Origin of the sequence: Nonomuraea sp. WAC 01424 (assembly GCF_003947315.1) — a bacterium.
In the GTDB taxonomy this organism is placed as follows: Bacteria; Actinomycetota; Actinomycetes; order Streptosporangiales; family Streptosporangiaceae; genus Nonomuraea; species Nonomuraea spiralis.
Genome location: NZ_QHHZ01000003.1, coordinates 522,025 through 537,717, shown reverse-complemented (window position 1 = coordinate 537,717; position 15,693 = coordinate 522,025). Strand labels below are relative to the sequence as shown.

The following is a 15,693-nucleotide window of genomic DNA, read 5'->3' as shown; positions in this document are numbered from 1 at the left end:
CGGGTCGGCGGGCCGCGTCGGCGAAGATCTTGAGCTTTCTTTACGGGACGGCGGTGGGCTCGGGTGCCCGCCGCCGTCCCCGCCGTTCTCGCCGGTCACTCCACCGGGATGTCGGGCGCCATGCCGCCGCCCTCGGTGCCCTGGCCGGTGGCGACGCCGACGGCGGCCGAGCGCTGGGTGGCGGTCGGCCGCGCGGAGGTCTTCCTGCTGCGCCGGCTGCGCCGCTCCAGCCACGTGGCCAGGTAGCTCAGCGTCATGTTGAGCGCCACGTAGATGATGCCGATGACGATGGCCGCCGGGATCAGCGAGCCGAAGTAAGCGGCCGGCAGGATCTTGAACCCGGTGTTGAGCAGGTCGACGTAGGCGATGATGTAGCCGAGCGCGGTGTCCTTCAGCAGCACCACGAGCTGGCTGACGATCGCCGGCATCATCGTCGTGACCGCCTGCGGCAGCAGCACCATGCGCAACACCTGGCTCTTGCGCATGCCCACCGCGTACGCGGCCTCGGCCTGCCCCTTGGGGATGGCGTGCACGCCCGCGCGCACGATCTCCGCCAGCACCGAGCCGTTGTAGAGCATGAGGCCCAGCACGACCGAGATGAAGGCGTAGTCGCCGCCACCGGCGATCGTGGGCGCCAGGTAGAAGATGAAGAAGATCAGCAGCAGCAGCGGGATGGCCCTGAAGATCTCCACCACCGCGGCCGCCGGGACCCTGATCCAGGCGTGGTCGGAGAGCCTGGCCAGGCCGAAGACCGCGCCGAAGACCAGCGCGAGCGCCGCCGCGGCGACCGCCGCCTTGAGCGTGCCGAGCAGGCCGGGCAGGATGAACTCCTGCCACACCTCGGCCGTCAGGAACGGCTGCCAGATCTTGCCTTCCCACTGGCCCTTGGCGTCGAAGCCCCGGTAGACGAAGTACGCGGCGGCCAGGACCGCCACGAGACTGATCGCCGTCAGCAGGTGGTTGCGCAGCCGCGCGCGCGGCCCGGGGGCGTCGAACAGGACGGATGCGCTCATCGTGCCACCGCCAGACGCCGGGCCAGCCAGCCGGAGAGGAAGCCGACCGGCATGGTCAGCGCCATGAAGGCCACGACCACCCCGAGGAAGATCGGGATCGAGGCGCCCGTGGTGTCGAACGTGAGCTTCATCTCGGCCGCCACCTCACCGGCGAACCCGCCGGCGACGGCCACCGTGGTGTTCTTGATCATGGCGATCATCACGCTGCCCAGCGGCGCGACGACCGAGCGCAGCGCCTGCGGCAGGATGATCATCCGCAGCGTCTGCATGAAGGACAGGCCGATCGCCCTGGCGGCCTCCGCCTGCCCCATCGGCACCGTGTTGATGCCCGAGCGCACCGCCTCGCACACGAACGCCGCCGTGTAGACCGACAGGCCCATGGCGACGATCCAGAAGGAGTTCGTCCGCGGCACGTCGGAGAAGATCAGGCCCAGCTGGTCACTCAGGCCCAGCGCCGAGAACGCCAGCACCAGGGTCAGCGGGGTGTTGCGCACCACGTTCACATAGACCGTGCCCACCGCGCGCAGCACGGGTGTCGGGGAGACCCGCATCCCGGCCAGGACCGTCCCGAGGATGAGCGAGACGACCGCGGCCACGAGCGAGAGCTTGATGTTCTCCAGGAAACCCAGCGCGAGGTTGGGGAGGTACTTGATTAGTTCGTCCATCGTGCTCCACCGCATAGAGCGGCGGCGGCCGGGATCCCGGCCGCCGCCTCTGGCGTGACTAGCTGCAACCCTCGGCCGGGGGCGCGGTCTCCGACAGCTTCAGGCCCTGGATGCCGCCGAACCACTTCTCCAGCAGCTGCTTCATGGTGCCGTTCTCCCACAGCTTCTTCACCGCGGTGTTGACGGCCTCACACGTCTTGCTGTCGCTCTTCTTCAGGCCGATGCCGTACTTCTCGTCCGTGAAGCCCTGGCCGAGCACCTTGAAGTTGCCGCCGGCCTGCTTGGCGAAGCCCGCCAGGATCAGGTCGTCGGTGGTGACGGCGTCGAGGTTGCTGCCCGACAGCTTCTGCACGCACTCGGAGTAGTTGGCCGCGTCGACGGTGGTGGCGTCGATGTCGAGCTTGCCGTCCGGGGGCGGGTCGGTGACACGCTTGTAGGAGTTGGAGCCGGCCGCCTTGCAGATCTTCTTGCCCTTGAGGTCCTGCGGGGCGTTGATCGAGGCGTCGTCCTTGCGGACCATGATGTCCTGGTGGGCGATCACGTACGGGCCGCCGAAGGAGACCTTGGCCTTGCGCTCCTCGGTGATGGAGTACGTGGCGAAGATGATGTCGACCGTGCCGTTCTGGAGGAAGGGCTCGCGGTTGGAGGAGGCGGACTCCTTCCACTCGATCTGGGCGTCCTTGCCGCCGTTCATCTCCTTCAGCACGGCCTTGGCGACGTCGACGTCGAAGCCCTCCGGCTCCGACCCCTTCTTCAGGCCCAGGCTCGGCTGGTCCCACTTGGTGCCGACCACGATCTTGCCGCCGTCCTGGACCTTCTCCACGACGCTGGCGTAGGTCTTGTCCCCGCCGCAGGCGGCGAGCGCGGCGAGCATGCCCGCAGCCGTGACCACCGCTCCCAAACGACGCATGTGCATGTATACCTGCCTCAAAATCTCAGTGCGTGAGGATCTTCGAAAGGAAATCACGCGCGCGGTCGGTCTGCGCGTTGGTGAAGAACTCGTCGGGGGTGTTCTCCTCCACGATCTGTCCGTCCGCCATGAACACCACTCGGTTGGCGGCCCGGCGGGCGAATCCCATCTCGTGCGTGACGACCATCATCGTCATGCCGTCACGTGCCAGCCCGATCATCACGTCGAGCACCTCCTGGACCATTTCCGGGTCCAGCGCGGAGGTCGGCTCGTCGAACAGGATCATCTTCGGGTCCATCGCCAGCGCCCGCGCGATCGCGACCCGCTGCTGCTGGCCGCCGGAGAGCTGGGCCGGGTACTTGTCCGCCTGCGCGGCGATGCCCACCCGTTCCAGCAGCTCCATGGCCCGCCTGTCGGCCGCCTGGCGATCCTGGCGGCGCACCTTGACCGGACCGAGCGTGACGTTCTCACGGATGGTCTTGTGCGCGAACAGGTTGAAGGACTGGAACACCATGCCGACCTCGGACCGCAGCCTGGCCAGCCCCCTGCCCTCCTCGGGCAGCACCTGGCCGTCGAACACGATCCTGCCGCCGTCGATCGTCTCCAGGCGGTTGATCGTCCGGCACAGCGTGGACTTCCCTCCGCCCGAAGGACCGATGACCACCAGAACCTCGCCACGAGAGACGGTCAAGTTGATGTCCTTCAGGACGTGCAAGGCCCCGAAGCGCTTGTTGACGCCCTCCAACAGAACTAGTGGAGTGGCGTCGCCGTTCTCCGTCATGGACCAAAACGGTAGAGGTCATTAAGGCGCTGGTCACTAACCAGGTGGTACCGATCCGGTCACATCGTGCCGTCAAGCTGGTGTTTTAGACGCCGGCGGCTGTCGCGAGCCGGACAACGACTACCCTTGAACCTGCCATGACTGTGACCCAGGAGAGCGCCCGCACGTACGAAGTGCGCACATACGGGTGCCAGATGAACGTGCACGACTCCGAGCGCCTTTCCGGCCTGCTGGAGGGCGCCGGCTACGTGCCGGCCCCCGACGGCGAGACGGCCGACGTGGTGGTGTTCAACACGTGCGCCGTGCGGGAGAACGCCGACAACCGCCTCTACGGCAACCTCGGCCACCTGCGACCGGCCAAGACGAGCAATCCGCGCATGCAGATCGCGGTGGGCGGCTGCCTGGCCCAGAAGGACCAGGGCGAGATCGTCCGCAAGGCCCCGTGGGTCGACGTCGTCTTCGGCACCCACAACATCGGATCTCTGCCGGTGTTGCTGGAGCGGGCCCGCGTGGCCGGCGAGGCCCAGGTGGAGCTGAAGGAGTCGCTGGAGGTCTTCCCTTCCACCCTGCCCACCAAGCGCGAGTCGGCCTACGCGGCGTGGGTCGCGATCTCGGTCGGCTGCAACAACACCTGCACGTTCTGCATCGTGCCGTCGTTGCGCGGCAAGGAGAAGGACCGCCGGCCCGGCGACGTCCTGTCCGAGGTCCGCACCCTCGTCGGCCAGGGCGTGCTCGAAGTCACCCTGCTCGGCCAGAACGTCAACACCTACGGCGTGGAGTTCGGCGACCGGCTGGCCTTCGGCAAGCTGCTGCGCGCCTGCGGCGACGTCGAGGGCCTGGAGCGGGTGCGTTTCACCTCGCCCCACCCGGCCGCCTTCACCGACGACGTGATCGCCGCCATGGCCGAGACGCCCAACGTCATGCACCAGCTCCACATGCCGTTGCAGTCGGGCTCCGACCGCGTGCTGCGGGCCATGCGCCGCTCCTACCGCGCCGAGCGTTACCTCGGCATCATCGAGCGCGTACGCGCCGCCATGCCCGACGCGGCCATCTCGACCGACATCATCGTCGGCTTCCCCGGCGAGACCGAGGAGGACTTCCAGGCCACCCTCGACGTCGTCCGCCAGAGCCGCTTCGCCAACGCCTTCACCTTCCAGTACTCCATCCGTCCCGGCACGCCGGCGGCCACCATGGAGGACCAGATCCCGAAGGAGGTCGTCCAGGAGCGTTACGAGCGCCTGGTGGCCCTCCAGGAGGAGATCTCCTGGGAGGAGAACAGGAAGCAGGTCGGGCGCACGCTGGAGGTGCTGGTCGCCGAGGGCGAGGGGCGCAAGGACGACGCCACCCGCCGCCTGTCGGGCCGGGCCGCCGACAACCGGCTCGTGCACTTCGCGGTCGGCGAGGAGACGCCCAGGCCCGGTGACATGGTCACGGTCGAGGTCACCTACGCGGCCCCCCACCACCTGGTCGCCGACGGCGCCGTCCGCGACGTGCGGCGCACGCGGGCCGGTGACGCCTGGGAGGCCCGCCAGGGCGCCCCGGCGAAGGGGCCCGGCGTGCTGCTCGGCATGCCGTCCGTCGGCCGCCCGCCGGCTCCCGCCCCCGTGGCCGACGGCTGCTCGGCCCACTGACCTTCCGCGTTCCCGCACCCCGCCGCCCGTTCCGGACGGCGGGGTGTTCCATGTGTCAGCGGGTGAGGCGGTCGAGGAAGCTGTAGCACGGTTGCCGCCGGAAGTCGTCGAACGTGGCGCACGGATCGGGCATGCCCTGCCGTACGGGCGGCTCCGGCGCGGGGGGCGCGACCCGGGCCGGTTCCGGGACGGAACGTTCCCGGGGCGGCGGCTGCGGCGACACGTGCGGAGCCGGACGGTGGACGGCGGCCCGGCGCGGCGGACGCGGGGACGCGACGAGCGGCGGATGCGTGGGAACCGCCCTGGGGGAGACGGCCACGGCCCTGGCCGACGGCGGAACGCCCGCCACGGGCGTGGCCACGACGGGTTCGCCGGGCGCCGGTACGACTTCGAGCCACCCCGGGGTCCACCCCGGGGTCCACCCCGGGGTCCACGGCCCCGCGGAAGGGGTGGGCGGCGTGACGGACGGCCCGTCCACCGGCGGGACCGCGGCCTGCGAAGGAAAATACGATCTTGGGATAAGCGGTGTTTCCTGATCGAATTCACGATTGCTTTGCGGGCGCGATTCCGAAGGCCCGGCGAATGCGAGGAATATCCCGAGACCGGCCGTGACGAGTACCCCGGCCGCTCCGGCCGCGGCGCCCAGGCGAGGACGGCCACCTGCGCAAACAGATCTTTGGGGGGACAAGTCGTGATTCCTTTGTGATTGGTGTGCGAGCATTCCGCTGATGCGGCTAGTGTGGTCCATCACCCGCGGAAGCCGGCGAGCTTTCCCCGATACGACCGCAGGGAGCTGCACCACCATGCATGATCCGACCGAACCGGATCGTCAGGAGATCCTCTCCGGGCCGGGCCCGTCCAGAAGGGCCCCAGGCAGGAACAGGAAGACCGTCCTCATCGTCGCCTCGGCCCTCGTCGGCGTGCTCGCGGCGGGCGGCGCCGGCTATCTGCTGGCCGCCAAGCCCGGCCAGGGCACGCAGCAGGAGCAGGGCGCCGGGCGGCCGTCCCCGGCGCGGAGCGGCGGCGACGAGGTGTTCGACGCCGATGAGGAGGCCACCATGGGCGACGCCACCACAGACGCCCCCGACGACGCCTCCACCGACGACGGCCTGCCCACCGACGGCTCCGACGACTCCGCCATGGGCGACGCGGTCACGGACGGCGGCTCCGACCCCGCCGCCAAGGGGTCCACCGGCTCCGACGGCGGCACGACCCAGACGGGCACCGGCAAGAAGCCGACGACCCCGTCGAAAGCCCCGCAGCAGCCCGACGCGGACCTGCCCGCCGACGGCCCGGCGGGCGAGCTCAGCGGGCAGTGCGCCAAGAGCGGCTGCTGAGCCGCCGCCGCCAAGTGGCTCGCTCCTTCCGGCCGGTATTGGACCTGCTGGAGAGCCGGACGGCCTCGTAGGGTTCCGGGCATGACGACTGACAGAGCGGCCACTGACGGAGCTGCCGCTGACAGAGCGGCCACGCTGCGCCGGCTGCACGTGCCCGGCAGCCCGCTGATCCTGCCCAACGTCTGGGACGCGGCCTCCGCGCGCGCCGTCCAGGAGGCCGGGTTCCCGGTGGTGGCCACCGGGAGCGCGGCCGTGGCCCGCGTGCTGGGGTACGCCGACGGCGAGCGCACGCCGGTCGCCGAGATGATGGCGGCCGTGGCCCGCATCGCCGCGGCCGTGGACGTGCCCGTCACCGCCGACGTCGAACGCGGCTACGGCCTCGCGCCGCGGGAGCTGGCCGAGCGGCTGGCCGAGGCCGGGGCCGTGGGCTGCAACGTGGAGGACTCCGACCCGCGTACCAAGGAGTTGGTGGACGCGGGGGCGCAGGCCGACTTCCTGGCCGGGCTGCGGGCCGCCGCGGGCGCGGACCTGGTGATCAACGCGCGGGTCGACACGTACGTCACCGGCCTGCGCGATCGGGCGGCGGCGGTGGAGCGCGGGCGGCGCTACCTGGAGGCGGGGGCCGACTGCGTGTATCCGATCACGCTGGAGGACGAGGACGAGATCGCCGCCCTGGTGACCGAGGTGGGCGGGCCGGTGAACATCCTGTTCAGGCCGAAGGCGCCGTCGTACGCGCGGCTGGCGGAGCTGGGGGTGGCCCGGATCAGCTTCGGCGGCGGGCTGCACCAGGCGGTGCACGCCTACGCCCAGGGGCTGTTCGCCGCGGTCAGGGACGGCCGCGACCCCTACGCCGGCTGACTCGGAGGCGACGGCCGCGATCCCCGCGCCGGCTGACCCCTGAGTGACCGGGCGGGATCTCCGCGCAGGTCGACCCCCTGAGCGACCGGGGGCGGGCGGGGGCCGCGTACGCTTGCGCTCGTGCTTGTCGCCGCGGCCGTCTGCCCGCAAACCCCGCTGATCGTGCCCCGGCTCCCCGAGCTGCGCACCGCCGACCTGACCGCGGTCGCCGCGCTCCGGGACGCCCGCCCCGACCTGCTGGTCGTGGTGGGCGGGGCGGAGACGACGCGGGCGTACGACGGCGCCGCGGGGGGCAGCCTGCGGCCCTGGGGGTTCGACGTCACCGTGGGCGAGGGCCCGCCCGTGCTGCCGCTGTCCCTGACCGTCGGCCGCCTGCTGCTGGACGGCGAGCCCGTCCCGGCCCGGTCGGTCGCCTACGACGCGACGCCGGCCGAGTGCCGGGCGATCGGCGCGGAGCTGGCCGCCGCGGGCAGGGTGGCGCTGCTGGTCATGGCCGACGGCTCGGCCTGCCTGACCCCGCGGGCCCCGGGCCGGTACGACGAGGCGGCCGGGCCGTACAACGCCCTGGTCGCCGGGGCGGTCGGTCGGGCGGACGCGGCGGCGCTGGCCGCGCTCGACCCCCGCGAGGCCGACCGGTTGTGGGTGACCGGCCGCGCGGCCCTGCAAGTGCTGGCGGGCGCGGCCGAGGGGACGGCGCTGACCGGCCGGCTCCTCATGGAGGCCGCCCCCTACGGCGTGGGCTACTTCGCGGGCGTGTGGACCTGACGGCGCGGCACCGGGATCCTCATCAGGTCGCGCGCGGTGACGACCTCGCCGTCGAAGCTGCGCCGCACCTCCTCGACGAAGGCCGGCTCCTCGGCGAACCCGTAACGCTCGGAGAAGTGCGTGAGCACCAGCCTGCGCACACCCGCGTCGGCCGCCACCACCCCCGCCTCGAACGCCGTCAGGTGCCCGTACTCCTTGGCCAGCGTGCTCTCCGCGGACAGGAACGTCGACTCGATCACCAGCAGGTCGGCCCCAGAGGCCAGCTCGAAGACGGCGTCGCACAGGCGGGTGTCCATGACGAACGCGGCGCTCTGCCCCGGCCTGGGCTCGCTGCACTCGGCGAGCGTGACGCCCCGGACCGATCCGGTGCGCTGGAGCTCGCCGACCTCCGGGCCGCGGATGCCGTGGCGGGCCAGCCGGTCGGGCAGCATGCGGCGGCCGTGCGGCTCCTGCACGCGGTAGCCGTAGGACTCGACGGGGTGCGACAGGCGGCGCGCGATGACCGGGCCCACCCCGGCCAGCTCGCCGGAGACCGGATGCTCCTCGATCACCGAGGTGTCGGCGAACGCGGCCGCGTGCCGCAGCCTGCGCCAGTAGGTCTCGCCGGAGGCGGGGAAGAGCGCGCGCACCGGGTGGCGCACCCGGTCGCGGGCGATGCGCTGCACGACTCCCGGCACGCCCAGGCAGTGGTCGCCGTGGAAGTGGGTCAGGCACAGCCAGTGGACGTCGTTCGCGCTCAACCCGGCGTGCAACATCTGCCGCTGTGTGCCCTCACCTGGGTCGAAAAGGAAGCCTTGACCGTCCCAGCGCAGAAGGTACCCGTTGTGGTTACGGTGTCGGGTGGGCACCGCGCTGGCGGTGCCGAGCACCACGAGTTCACGTGAGGACATGATGACCACGGTCGCCTACGCCGAGGTGCCGACGCCGGTCGGCCCGTTCGTCCTGGCCGTCACCGAGCAGGGGCTGGTCGCGTCGGGATGGGGATCCCGCGCGGGACTGACCGGCAGGCTCGGCCTGGCTGAGGTTCATGATGCGGATCGTACGGCCTCAGTGGTCGCCGAGCTGAATGCTTATTTCGCGGGCGAGCTGCGCGACTTCACCACGCCCGTGGACTGGCGGCTGATGACGGGGTCGCGGCTGCAGGTGCTCCAGGCCCTGCACCGGGTCCCGTACGGGAAGGCGGTCACGTACGGCGAGCTGGCCCGGCGGGCCGGGTCGAGCGTGCCCGCCCGCGGCATCGGGTCGATCATGGGCTCCAACCCGATCCCCATCATCGTGCCCTGCCACCGGGTGGTCGCGGGCAACGGGCTGGGCGGGTTCAGCGGCGGCGTGGGCGTGGAGACCAAACGCTGGCTGCTGACCCACGAGGGATACCTGCAGCCGACGCTCCTCGACCTGTAGTTGGTCCGGCCACTACCGGACAGTTGACACACTGGTCGGTGTGCGCCAGCAGCCAGTCATCGCCGTCGTGGGTCCCACGGCGGCCGGGAAGTCCGACCTCGCCGTGGATCTCGCGCTCCGGCTCGGGGGCGAGTGCGTCAACGCCGACTCCATGCAGCTCTACCGCGGCATGGACATCGGCACGGCCAAGCTCACTCCCGCCGAGCAGCGCGGCGTTCCCCACCACCTGCTGGACATCTGGGACGTCACGGTCACGGCCAGCGTCGCCGAGTACCAGCGGCTGGCCAGGGAGCTGTTCGCGAAGATCGACGTTCCGGTGCTGGTCGGCGGCAGTGGCCTCTACGTCCGGGCCGCCATCGACGACCTGGAGTTCCCCGGCACCGACCCGGTGATCAGGGCCCGGCTGGAGGAGGAGCTGGCCGAACGCGGCCCGGCCCCCCTCTACGAGCGGCTGCGCGAGCTCGACCCGGCGGCCGCCGCGGCCATCCTGCCGAGCAACGGCCGTCGCGTCGTGCGCGCGCTGGAGGTGATCGAGCACTCCGGCCGGCCGTTCTCGGCCACCATGCCCTCCTACGACGCCGTCTACCCGAGCGTGCAGATCGGCCTGGAGGTGCCGCGGCCCGTCCTGGACGAGCGCATTGAGCTGCGGGTCGGCCGCATGTGGGCCGCGGGCCTGGCCGGCGAGGTCCGCGAGCTGCTCGGCCAGGGGCTCGCCGAGGGCCGTACGGCGGGCCGCGCGCTCGGCTACGCCCAGGTCATCCGGTTCCTTGCGGGGGAGTGGAGCGAGGAGCAGGCGTTCGCCGAGACGGTCAGGGCCACCAGGCGCTTCGCCCGCCGCCAGGAATCGTGGTTCCGCCGCGACCCTCGGGTGCGCTGGCTCCCGTACGACGCCCCCGACCTGCTTGAACGCTCCCTTGCGCACATCGCGGAGCCGGGTGCGGCATAAACTCAGGCAATGCGGTTTCTCAAGGGGCACGGCACCGAGAACGATTTCGTCATCCTGCCCGATCTCGACGACGGCCTCGATGTGTCGGCCGCGCTCGTGGCCAAGATCTGTGACAGGCGGGCCGGGATCGGCGCCGACGGCGTGCTCCGGGTCGCCAGGACCAAGCAGCACGCCGAGGTGGCCGCGCACGCCGAGGTGGCCGAGTGGTTCATGGACTATCGCAACGCCGACGGCAGCGTCGCGGAGATGTGCGGCAACGGCGTACGCGTCTTCGCCCGCTACCTGCTCGACGCCGGTCTGGTGGAGGGCACGGAGTTCGTCCTGGCGACCAGGGGCGGCCCGCGCAGGGTCCGGTCCGAGCCCAACGGTGACATCACGGTCGACATGGGCAGGCCCTCCGTGCTCGGCGAGAGCACGGCCAGCGTCGCCGGCCACGAATACTCCGGCCTGCGCGTCGACATGGGCAACCCCCACCTGGCCTGCGCCATCGGCGACCCCGTCGTCCAGGTCGACCTGAGCCACCAGCCCGGCTTCGACACGGGCGTCTTCCCGGCGGGCGTCAACATCGAGCTGTTCAACCCGGTCGGCGTCAGCCGCGTGGTGATGCGCGTCTACGAGCGCGGCTCGGGCGAGACCCGTTCCTGCGGCACCGGCGCCGTGGCCACCGCCGTGGCCGCCGCCCACCTGTCCGGCGACACCACCGGCACCTGGACCGTCGAGGTCACCGGCGGCACGCTGACCGTCATCCTCGACGAGGACACGAGCTACCTGTCCGGTCCGGCGGTGATCCTGGCCAGCGGCGAGCTGATGCTTGCAGAATGATGTTCTCCTGAGCGATGCTGGGTCCACTTCCCGAACCGAGAAGGGGTGGAGATGGCAGACCCACGTACCACGGCGGTGCAGGTCAAGGCGCCCATCGGCCAGTACGGCGGTGGCTTCATGGTCTCCCGCGAGGCCAAGGCCCTGTGCGAGGAGCACGGGCTCGGCCCGCGCGAGCTGTACTTCCGCGGGCGCTGCGGGGTGCTCGGCGAGTGCCACGCCGACGTCGTCACCTCGGTCGCGGTCTTCTTCCCCGCCGCCCACGTCGAGGAGAGCTGGAACGGCGGCAGGAAGATGCACGTCGAGCGGGCCGTGGAGCTCTACGCCGAGGCGTGCAGGCAGTGGGGGCGGCGAAAGCTCGGCGGCCACGACGGCTGCGCCAGGATCGCCGAGCTGCTCGAACCCGTCGTCGCCCAGGCCTCGCCGGTCGGCGCGCCGCTGTTCGCCGGCTGGCGGGCGGTGCCGCTGCCGGACGACCCGCCCGCGCGCGCCGTCCAGCTCATGCACGTCCTGCGCGAGCTGCGCGGCGGCCTGCACGCCAACGCCGTGCTCGCGGCCGGCCTCGACCCCCTGGAGGCCACGCTGGCCGCCACCCACGACACGACCCCCTTCGGTTACGCCGACGGCGTGACGATCGCCAGGTTCTTCACCTGGCCCGAGCCCTACCCCACGCCCGGTCCCGAGGTCGTCGCGCGGCGGGCCGAGGTCGAGGAGACCACCGACGTGCTGATGGCGCCGGTCTTCTCGGTCCTGCGTGACAGCGAATCGGACGAGCTGATCGAGCTTCTGCGTTTTGGGCACGCTCGTTGACCTGGCAGACTGACTGCCCATGGACGTGGACATCTGGGCCTGGGTCGGCGAAACCCAGCAGCAGCTTTCCGAGGCGGGCAACGTTGGCCTCGCCATGGCGCTGGGAGACCTTCCCGCACAGGCCTACGAGGGCCGGTATCCGCAGCTCGACGTGATGGCCCCGGCCATCGCCCAGCAGGCCGAGACGCTGGAGCTGCCCTGGCTGGAGTTCTACGCCCGCTACTGGCACCTGATGGGCCGGATCGGCGACCGGGCCCAGGGCGCGGTGGCCATCGACGACGCGCGGCAGCTCCTCACGTTCGCCCAGCGCGAAGACGTGCGCGAGTGCCCGGCCACGCCGGCCGCCGTCGAGGCGATGGCCGTCGTGTGGGCCAACACCGACGCTCCCGGCTACGCCGGCGAGCGCCTGGAGACGGTGGCGGCGTTCCTTGAGGGGATGAGCCCGGAGCGGCCGGCGTTCTGCGGCCTCGTGACCCAATACGTATCGGCGCTCATCGACGCGGGCCGGGCCGAAGAGGCCGTCACCTACGCCGAGTCCGCCGTCGAGCGGCTGCGCACGGCCGGTCGCGAGGCGAGCTGGGAGCTCGGCGCCGAGGGCGCCCGCGCGCTGCTGGCCGCCGGCCGCGCCGACGACGCGCTGGCCGCGCTCCAGGCCGCAGCCGACTTCGCGCCGGACGACCCGCCCGCCAAGGCCCACCGCGAGGGTGTGCGCCGCGCGCTCATCCTGGCCGAGCTCGGCCGTACGGCCGAGGCCGTCGACGCGCTGCCCGATCTCGACGTGGTCGGCGAGCACCCGCGGGTCTTCGTCGAGTGGTCGCGCGCGGTCAACAAGCTGGCCGGCTCCTCCCAGATCACCAACACCTGGCAGCTCGGCCGCGTGTTGCGCCAGTGGATCGACTACTTCGGCATGATGGGCGGCTACCGCGCCCGCGTCGAGCTCGCGCTGGTCGCGGGCGAGCTGGCCCTCGCCAGGAAGGGTGTGTGGCAGGCCCGCCTGCTCGCCGACCTGGCCGACTCCGGCGCGGCCGAGCTGCGCGAGACCGGCGACCTGGCCGAGCGCATCGCCGGGCTGCGCGCCGCCGCAGACGCCACGTCCGAGCCCGAGGCCCCCGGGCCCCTGTCGGAGCGGGTCGGGCTCTTCGACGCCGCCGACGGCTTCAACGCCGACCCCGAGAAGTGGGTGGGCTGGCTCGCGCCGCTGTCCGGCGAGGACCTTGAGGCGACCCGCCGCCACACCACCACGCTCGGCTTCCTCGGCTTCCCCGCCGCGGGCGCCGACATCTACTGGAAGCTGCTGGTCGACTCCGGCGACACCGCCGACGCCGACCCCGACGACGTGGCCTACCTGACCACCCTGCTCATCGAGGCCCGCCAGGACGAGCGGCTGGAGCAGATGGCGGCGCTGCTGCCGCACGCCGCCCAGTACCTCGCGCTGGCCAGGCTCCACAGCGCCCGCGAGCACTGGCAGGAGACGCTCGACGCCGCCGAGCACGCGGTCGCCGCCGGGGCCGGCATCGAGGCCAGGCGCCTGCTGTCCGGCGCCGCCCAGCAGCTCGACCACAACGACAGGGCCGCCGGCGTGCTGCTGGAGGTGCTCGACGAGCTGACCGACGAGGACACCTGGCGCATGGTCGTCATGGCCACCTCGGCGGAGGACTGGGACACCGTCCGCAAGGGCGCGGCCAAGATCGGCATGCCGATCAAGTCCAAGCAGGGGCCGATCGAGGAGGAGATGGGCCTGATCAGGCTCATCCTCCCGGCGCCCGACGGCGGCCAGCGGCAGGTGTTGTCGATCCGTACCGGCCCGGCCACGGCGCGGCTCGCGCTGCCGCAGCCGCGCGGCATGGACTACAACGCGGGCGACCTGGTCGTGTTCGACCCGCAGTTGCTGGAGCCGGTCCCCGAGGACCCGCAGGAGCAGCAGAACTTCGTGCCGCCGTTCGCGGCGGTGCGCATCCTGCGGCCCGGCGGCTACACCAGCTACTTCTTCGACGGCGCCGCGCCGAGCGAGGAGGACTGGGCGGAGTTCACCGAGGTCATGGCCGAGCGCGGCTGGCCGATGTGGGTCTACAGCGACGAGAACTACACCGTCACCCACCCGACCAGCGGCGAGTCGCTGCCGGGCGTGTTCGGCTGGGTCGCGGTGCCGCCGGACGTGTCGGCGTCCGAGGTCGACGCCCTGCTCGACGACGCCACCGAGCGGTGGGTGCACCCGCTGGCCTGGCTCGACCTGGCCCGCGAGATCGACGTCGAGATCGAGCGGCACGAGCGCATCGTCAAGGAATACGGGCTCTGACGTGCTGGAGCGCTTCAGCCTCGACGGCAAGGTCGCCATCGTCACGGGCGCATCGTCGGGGCTGGGCGTGGCCTTCGCCCGCGGGCTGGCCGAGGCCGGCGCCGATCTCGTGATCGGCGCCCGGCGCGCGGACCGGCTGGAGGAGACCAGGCGCCTGGTCGAGGAGACCGGGCGCCGCTGCCTGGCGATGCCTACCGACGTGGCGGTTCCGGAGGAGTGCGACGCGCTGGTCGCCGCGGCCGTGGCCGAGTTCGGGGCGGTCGACGTGCTGATCAACAACGCGGGGGTCGGCACCGCCGTGCCCGCGGTGCGCGAGCGCCCGGAGGAGTTCCGCCGGGTGGTGGAGATCAACCTGCACGGCACCTACTGGATGGCTCAGGCGTGCGCGCGGGTGATGCGGCCGGGCTCGTCCATCGTGAACGTCGGCAGCATCCTCGGCGAGACCACCGCCGGGCTGCCGCAGGCCGCCTACAGCGCCTCGAAGGCGGCGGTCGCCGGGCTCACCCGCGACCTGGCCCAGCAGTGGACGGCGCGGCGCGGCATCCGGGTCAACTGCCTGGAGCCGGGGTTCTTCGGCTCGGAGATGACCGAGCAATATCCGCCCGGCTACCTGGAGCAGATGCTGGAGCTGCGGGTGCCGATGAAGCGGGCGGGGGAGCCGGCCGAGCTGGGCGCGGCGGCGGTCTTCCTGGCCAGTGACGCCTCCTCGTACGTCACCGGGGTGACGCTACCCGTGGACGGCGGGATCCTGATCACCTAGGGGTGCGTCCAGTACGTTGTCGGGAATGACCGCCCCCTTCGTACGTCCGTACCGTCCCGCCGATCTGGCCGCCGTCTACGACATCTGCGTGCGCACCGCCGACGCCGGTGGCGACGCCCGCGGCCACTACGCCTCCGACCTGCTCATGGGCGACATCTTCGCCGTCCCGTACGTGACCCTGGAGCCCGAGCACGCCCACGTCGTGGACGACGGCGCCGGCCAGGCCGTCGGGTACGTCCTCGGCACCGCGGACACCGCGGCGTTCGTCCGCCGCTACCGCGAGGAGTGGATCCCGATGTCGGCCGCCCGCTGCCCCCTGCCCGCCGACCCGCCGGTCACGGCCGACGACCTGATGCTCACCCTGCACCACCGGCCCGAGCGCATGCTGCTGCCGGAGCTGGCCGGGCACCCGGCCCACCTGCACATCGACCTGCTGCCCGGCTGGCAGGGCAAGGGCTGGGGCCGCCGGCTGATGAGCTCGTTCGTCGACGGCCTGCGGGCGGCCGGGGTGGCCCGGCTGCACCTGGGGATGGTCAGCACGAACGTGTCCGCGCGGGCCTTCTACGACCGGCTTGGGTTCGCCGAGCTGGCGGTGGCCGTCGCGGGGCCGGTGACGTACCTGGGGCGGGACACCTCGCCGCTCGGCTAGCTCTTGTCCCTGAGGATCCGGGGCCTTATGTTCGTTGCGTAGTCCGGTGTGT

At 71.9% G+C, this 15,693-nt stretch carries 17 protein-coding genes; 11 read left to right on the top strand and 6 right to left on the bottom strand.

Annotated features, from left to right (window positions below; genetic code table 11):
- Window positions 1-95: 95 nt before the first annotated feature.
- From DMB42_RS12020 to DMB42_RS12005, 4 genes are read right to left on the bottom strand one after another with little or no spacing between them, the layout of a single operon-like run.
- On the bottom strand, window positions 96-1,013 hold the full coding sequence (locus DMB42_RS12020) for an amino acid ABC transporter permease (RefSeq protein ID WP_125633686.1): 918 nt from the start codon (window positions 1,011-1,013) through the stop codon (window positions 96-98).
- A complete protein-coding gene (locus DMB42_RS12015) occupies window positions 1,010-1,678 on the bottom strand; it encodes an amino acid ABC transporter permease (RefSeq protein WP_125633684.1) in 669 nt (222 codons plus the stop codon). Before DMB42_RS12015 ends, DMB42_RS12020 begins: the two co-directional genes overlap by 4 nt.
- Window positions 1,679-1,736: 58 nt before the next feature.
- Window positions 1,737-2,588 carry a glutamate ABC transporter substrate-binding protein gene (locus DMB42_RS12010; protein ID WP_260477629.1) on the bottom strand — a complete coding sequence of 284 codons (852 nt, stop codon included), beginning with the start codon at window positions 2,586-2,588 and terminating at the stop codon, window positions 1,737-1,739.
- 25 nt (window positions 2,589-2,613) lie between these two features.
- Entirely contained in the window at window positions 2,614-3,369 is a 756-nt protein-coding gene (locus DMB42_RS12005) for an amino acid ABC transporter ATP-binding protein (RefSeq protein WP_125633680.1), read from the bottom strand.
- Window positions 3,370-3,506: 137 nt separating this feature from the next.
- Between DMB42_RS12005 and miaB the strand changes: the two genes are divergently transcribed.
- Entirely contained in the window at window positions 3,507-5,000 is a 1,494-nt protein-coding gene (miaB, locus tag DMB42_RS12000) for a tRNA (N6-isopentenyl adenosine(37)-C2)-methylthiotransferase MiaB (protein ID WP_125633678.1), read from the top strand.
- 55 nt (window positions 5,001-5,055) lie between these two features.
- Here the strand turns inward: miaB and DMB42_RS11995 are convergent, their stop codons facing one another.
- A complete protein-coding gene (locus tag DMB42_RS11995) occupies window positions 5,056-5,478 on the bottom strand; it encodes a hypothetical protein (protein ID WP_125633676.1) in 423 nt (140 codons plus the stop codon).
- Between the two features lie 325 nt (window positions 5,479-5,803).
- Between DMB42_RS11995 and DMB42_RS11990 the strand changes: the two genes are divergently transcribed.
- From DMB42_RS11990 to DMB42_RS11980, 3 genes are all read left to right on the top strand, one after another.
- Window positions 5,804-6,337: a hypothetical protein gene (locus tag DMB42_RS11990; RefSeq protein WP_125633674.1), complete on the top strand. Its 534-nt coding sequence runs from the start codon at window positions 5,804-5,806 to the stop codon at window positions 6,335-6,337.
- A gap of 81 nt (window positions 6,338-6,418) precedes the next feature.
- Window positions 6,419-7,195: an isocitrate lyase/phosphoenolpyruvate mutase family protein gene (locus DMB42_RS11985; RefSeq protein WP_125633672.1), complete on the top strand. Its 777-nt coding sequence runs from the start codon at window positions 6,419-6,421 to the stop codon at window positions 7,193-7,195.
- A 120-nt stretch (window positions 7,196-7,315) separates the two neighbouring features.
- Window positions 7,316-7,960 (top strand): hypothetical protein, encoded by a 645-nt coding sequence (locus tag DMB42_RS11980; RefSeq protein ID WP_125633670.1) that lies wholly within the window; start codon window positions 7,316-7,318, stop codon window positions 7,958-7,960.
- Here DMB42_RS11980 and DMB42_RS11975 read toward each other — a convergent pair.
- Window positions 7,936-8,850 carry a ribonuclease Z gene (locus tag DMB42_RS11975; RefSeq protein ID WP_125633668.1) on the bottom strand — a complete coding sequence of 305 codons (915 nt, stop codon included), beginning with the start codon at window positions 8,848-8,850 and terminating at the stop codon, window positions 7,936-7,938. The two genes, DMB42_RS11980 and DMB42_RS11975, sit on opposite strands and share 25 nt — an antisense overlap.
- Between DMB42_RS11975 and DMB42_RS11970 the strand changes: the two genes are divergently transcribed.
- Genes DMB42_RS11970 through DMB42_RS11940 form a run of 7 tightly spaced genes read left to right on the top strand, consistent with a single transcriptional unit; the run spans window position 8,849 to window position 15,641 of the window.
- Window positions 8,849-9,361 carry a methylated-DNA--[protein]-cysteine S-methyltransferase gene (locus tag DMB42_RS11970; RefSeq protein ID WP_125633666.1) on the top strand — a complete coding sequence of 171 codons (513 nt, stop codon included), beginning with the start codon at window positions 8,849-8,851 and terminating at the stop codon, window positions 9,359-9,361. The two genes, DMB42_RS11975 and DMB42_RS11970, sit on opposite strands and share 2 nt — an antisense overlap.
- 40 nt (window positions 9,362-9,401) lie before the next feature.
- A complete protein-coding gene (miaA, locus tag DMB42_RS11965; RefSeq protein WP_125633664.1) occupies window positions 9,402-10,307 on the top strand; it encodes a tRNA (adenosine(37)-N6)-dimethylallyltransferase MiaA in 906 nt (301 codons plus the stop codon).
- A 9-nt stretch (window positions 10,308-10,316) separates the two neighbouring features.
- Window positions 10,317-11,129 (top strand): diaminopimelate epimerase, encoded by an 813-nt coding sequence (gene dapF, locus DMB42_RS11960; RefSeq protein WP_125633662.1) that lies wholly within the window; start codon window positions 10,317-10,319, stop codon window positions 11,127-11,129.
- A gap of 51 nt (window positions 11,130-11,180) precedes the next feature.
- Window positions 11,181-11,936, top strand: a complete 756-nt coding sequence (locus tag DMB42_RS11955; RefSeq protein ID WP_260477628.1) for an SCO6745 family protein — start codon at window positions 11,181-11,183, stop codon at window positions 11,934-11,936.
- Between the two features lie 19 nt (window positions 11,937-11,955).
- Entirely contained in the window at window positions 11,956-14,232 is a 2,277-nt protein-coding gene (locus DMB42_RS11950; RefSeq protein WP_125633660.1) for a tetratricopeptide repeat protein, read from the top strand.
- Between the two features lies 1 nt (window position 14,233).
- Window positions 14,234-14,992, top strand: a complete 759-nt coding sequence (locus tag DMB42_RS11945) for an SDR family NAD(P)-dependent oxidoreductase (protein ID WP_125633658.1) — start codon at window positions 14,234-14,236, stop codon at window positions 14,990-14,992.
- Between the two features lie 25 nt (window positions 14,993-15,017).
- On the top strand, window positions 15,018-15,641 hold the full coding sequence (locus DMB42_RS11940; protein ID WP_125633656.1) for a GNAT family N-acetyltransferase: 624 nt from the start codon (window positions 15,018-15,020) through the stop codon (window positions 15,639-15,641).
- Window positions 15,642-15,693: the final 52 nt, after the last annotated feature.

What these genes read in the sequence shown, in the direction of transcription:
- DMB42_RS12020 (WP_125633686.1), bottom strand. Translation starts at nt 1,013, where the DNA reads ATGAGCGCATCCGTCCTGTTCGACGCCCCCGGGCCGCGCGCGCGGCTG.
- DMB42_RS12015 (WP_125633684.1), bottom strand. Translation starts at nt 1,678, where the DNA reads ATGGACGAACTAATCAAGTACCTCCCCAACCTCGCGCTGGGTTTCCTG.
- DMB42_RS12010 (WP_260477629.1), bottom strand. Translation starts at nt 2,588, where the DNA reads ATGCGTCGTTTGGGAGCGGTGGTCACGGCTGCGGGCATGCTCGCCGCG.
- DMB42_RS12005 (WP_125633680.1), bottom strand. Translation starts at nt 3,369, where the DNA reads ATGACGGAGAACGGCGACGCCACTCCACTAGTTCTGTTGGAGGGCGTC.
- miaB (WP_125633678.1), top strand. Translation starts at nt 3,507, where the DNA reads ATGACTGTGACCCAGGAGAGCGCCCGCACGTACGAAGTGCGCACATAC.
- DMB42_RS11990 (WP_125633674.1), top strand. Translation starts at nt 5,804, where the DNA reads ATGCATGATCCGACCGAACCGGATCGTCAGGAGATCCTCTCCGGGCCG.
- DMB42_RS11985 (WP_125633672.1), top strand. Translation starts at nt 6,419, where the DNA reads ATGACGACTGACAGAGCGGCCACTGACGGAGCTGCCGCTGACAGAGCG.
- DMB42_RS11970 (WP_125633666.1), top strand. Translation starts at nt 8,849, where the DNA reads ATGATGACCACGGTCGCCTACGCCGAGGTGCCGACGCCGGTCGGCCCG.
- DMB42_RS11975 (WP_125633668.1), bottom strand. Translation starts at nt 8,850, where the DNA reads ATGTCCTCACGTGAACTCGTGGTGCTCGGCACCGCCAGCGCGGTGCCC.
- dapF (WP_125633662.1), top strand. Translation starts at nt 10,317, where the DNA reads ATGCGGTTTCTCAAGGGGCACGGCACCGAGAACGATTTCGTCATCCTG.
- DMB42_RS11955 (WP_260477628.1), top strand. Translation starts at nt 11,181, where the DNA reads ATGGCAGACCCACGTACCACGGCGGTGCAGGTCAAGGCGCCCATCGGC.
- DMB42_RS11950 (WP_125633660.1), top strand. Translation starts at nt 11,956, where the DNA reads ATGGACGTGGACATCTGGGCCTGGGTCGGCGAAACCCAGCAGCAGCTT.
- DMB42_RS11940 (WP_125633656.1), top strand. Translation starts at nt 15,018, where the DNA reads ATGACCGCCCCCTTCGTACGTCCGTACCGTCCCGCCGATCTGGCCGCC.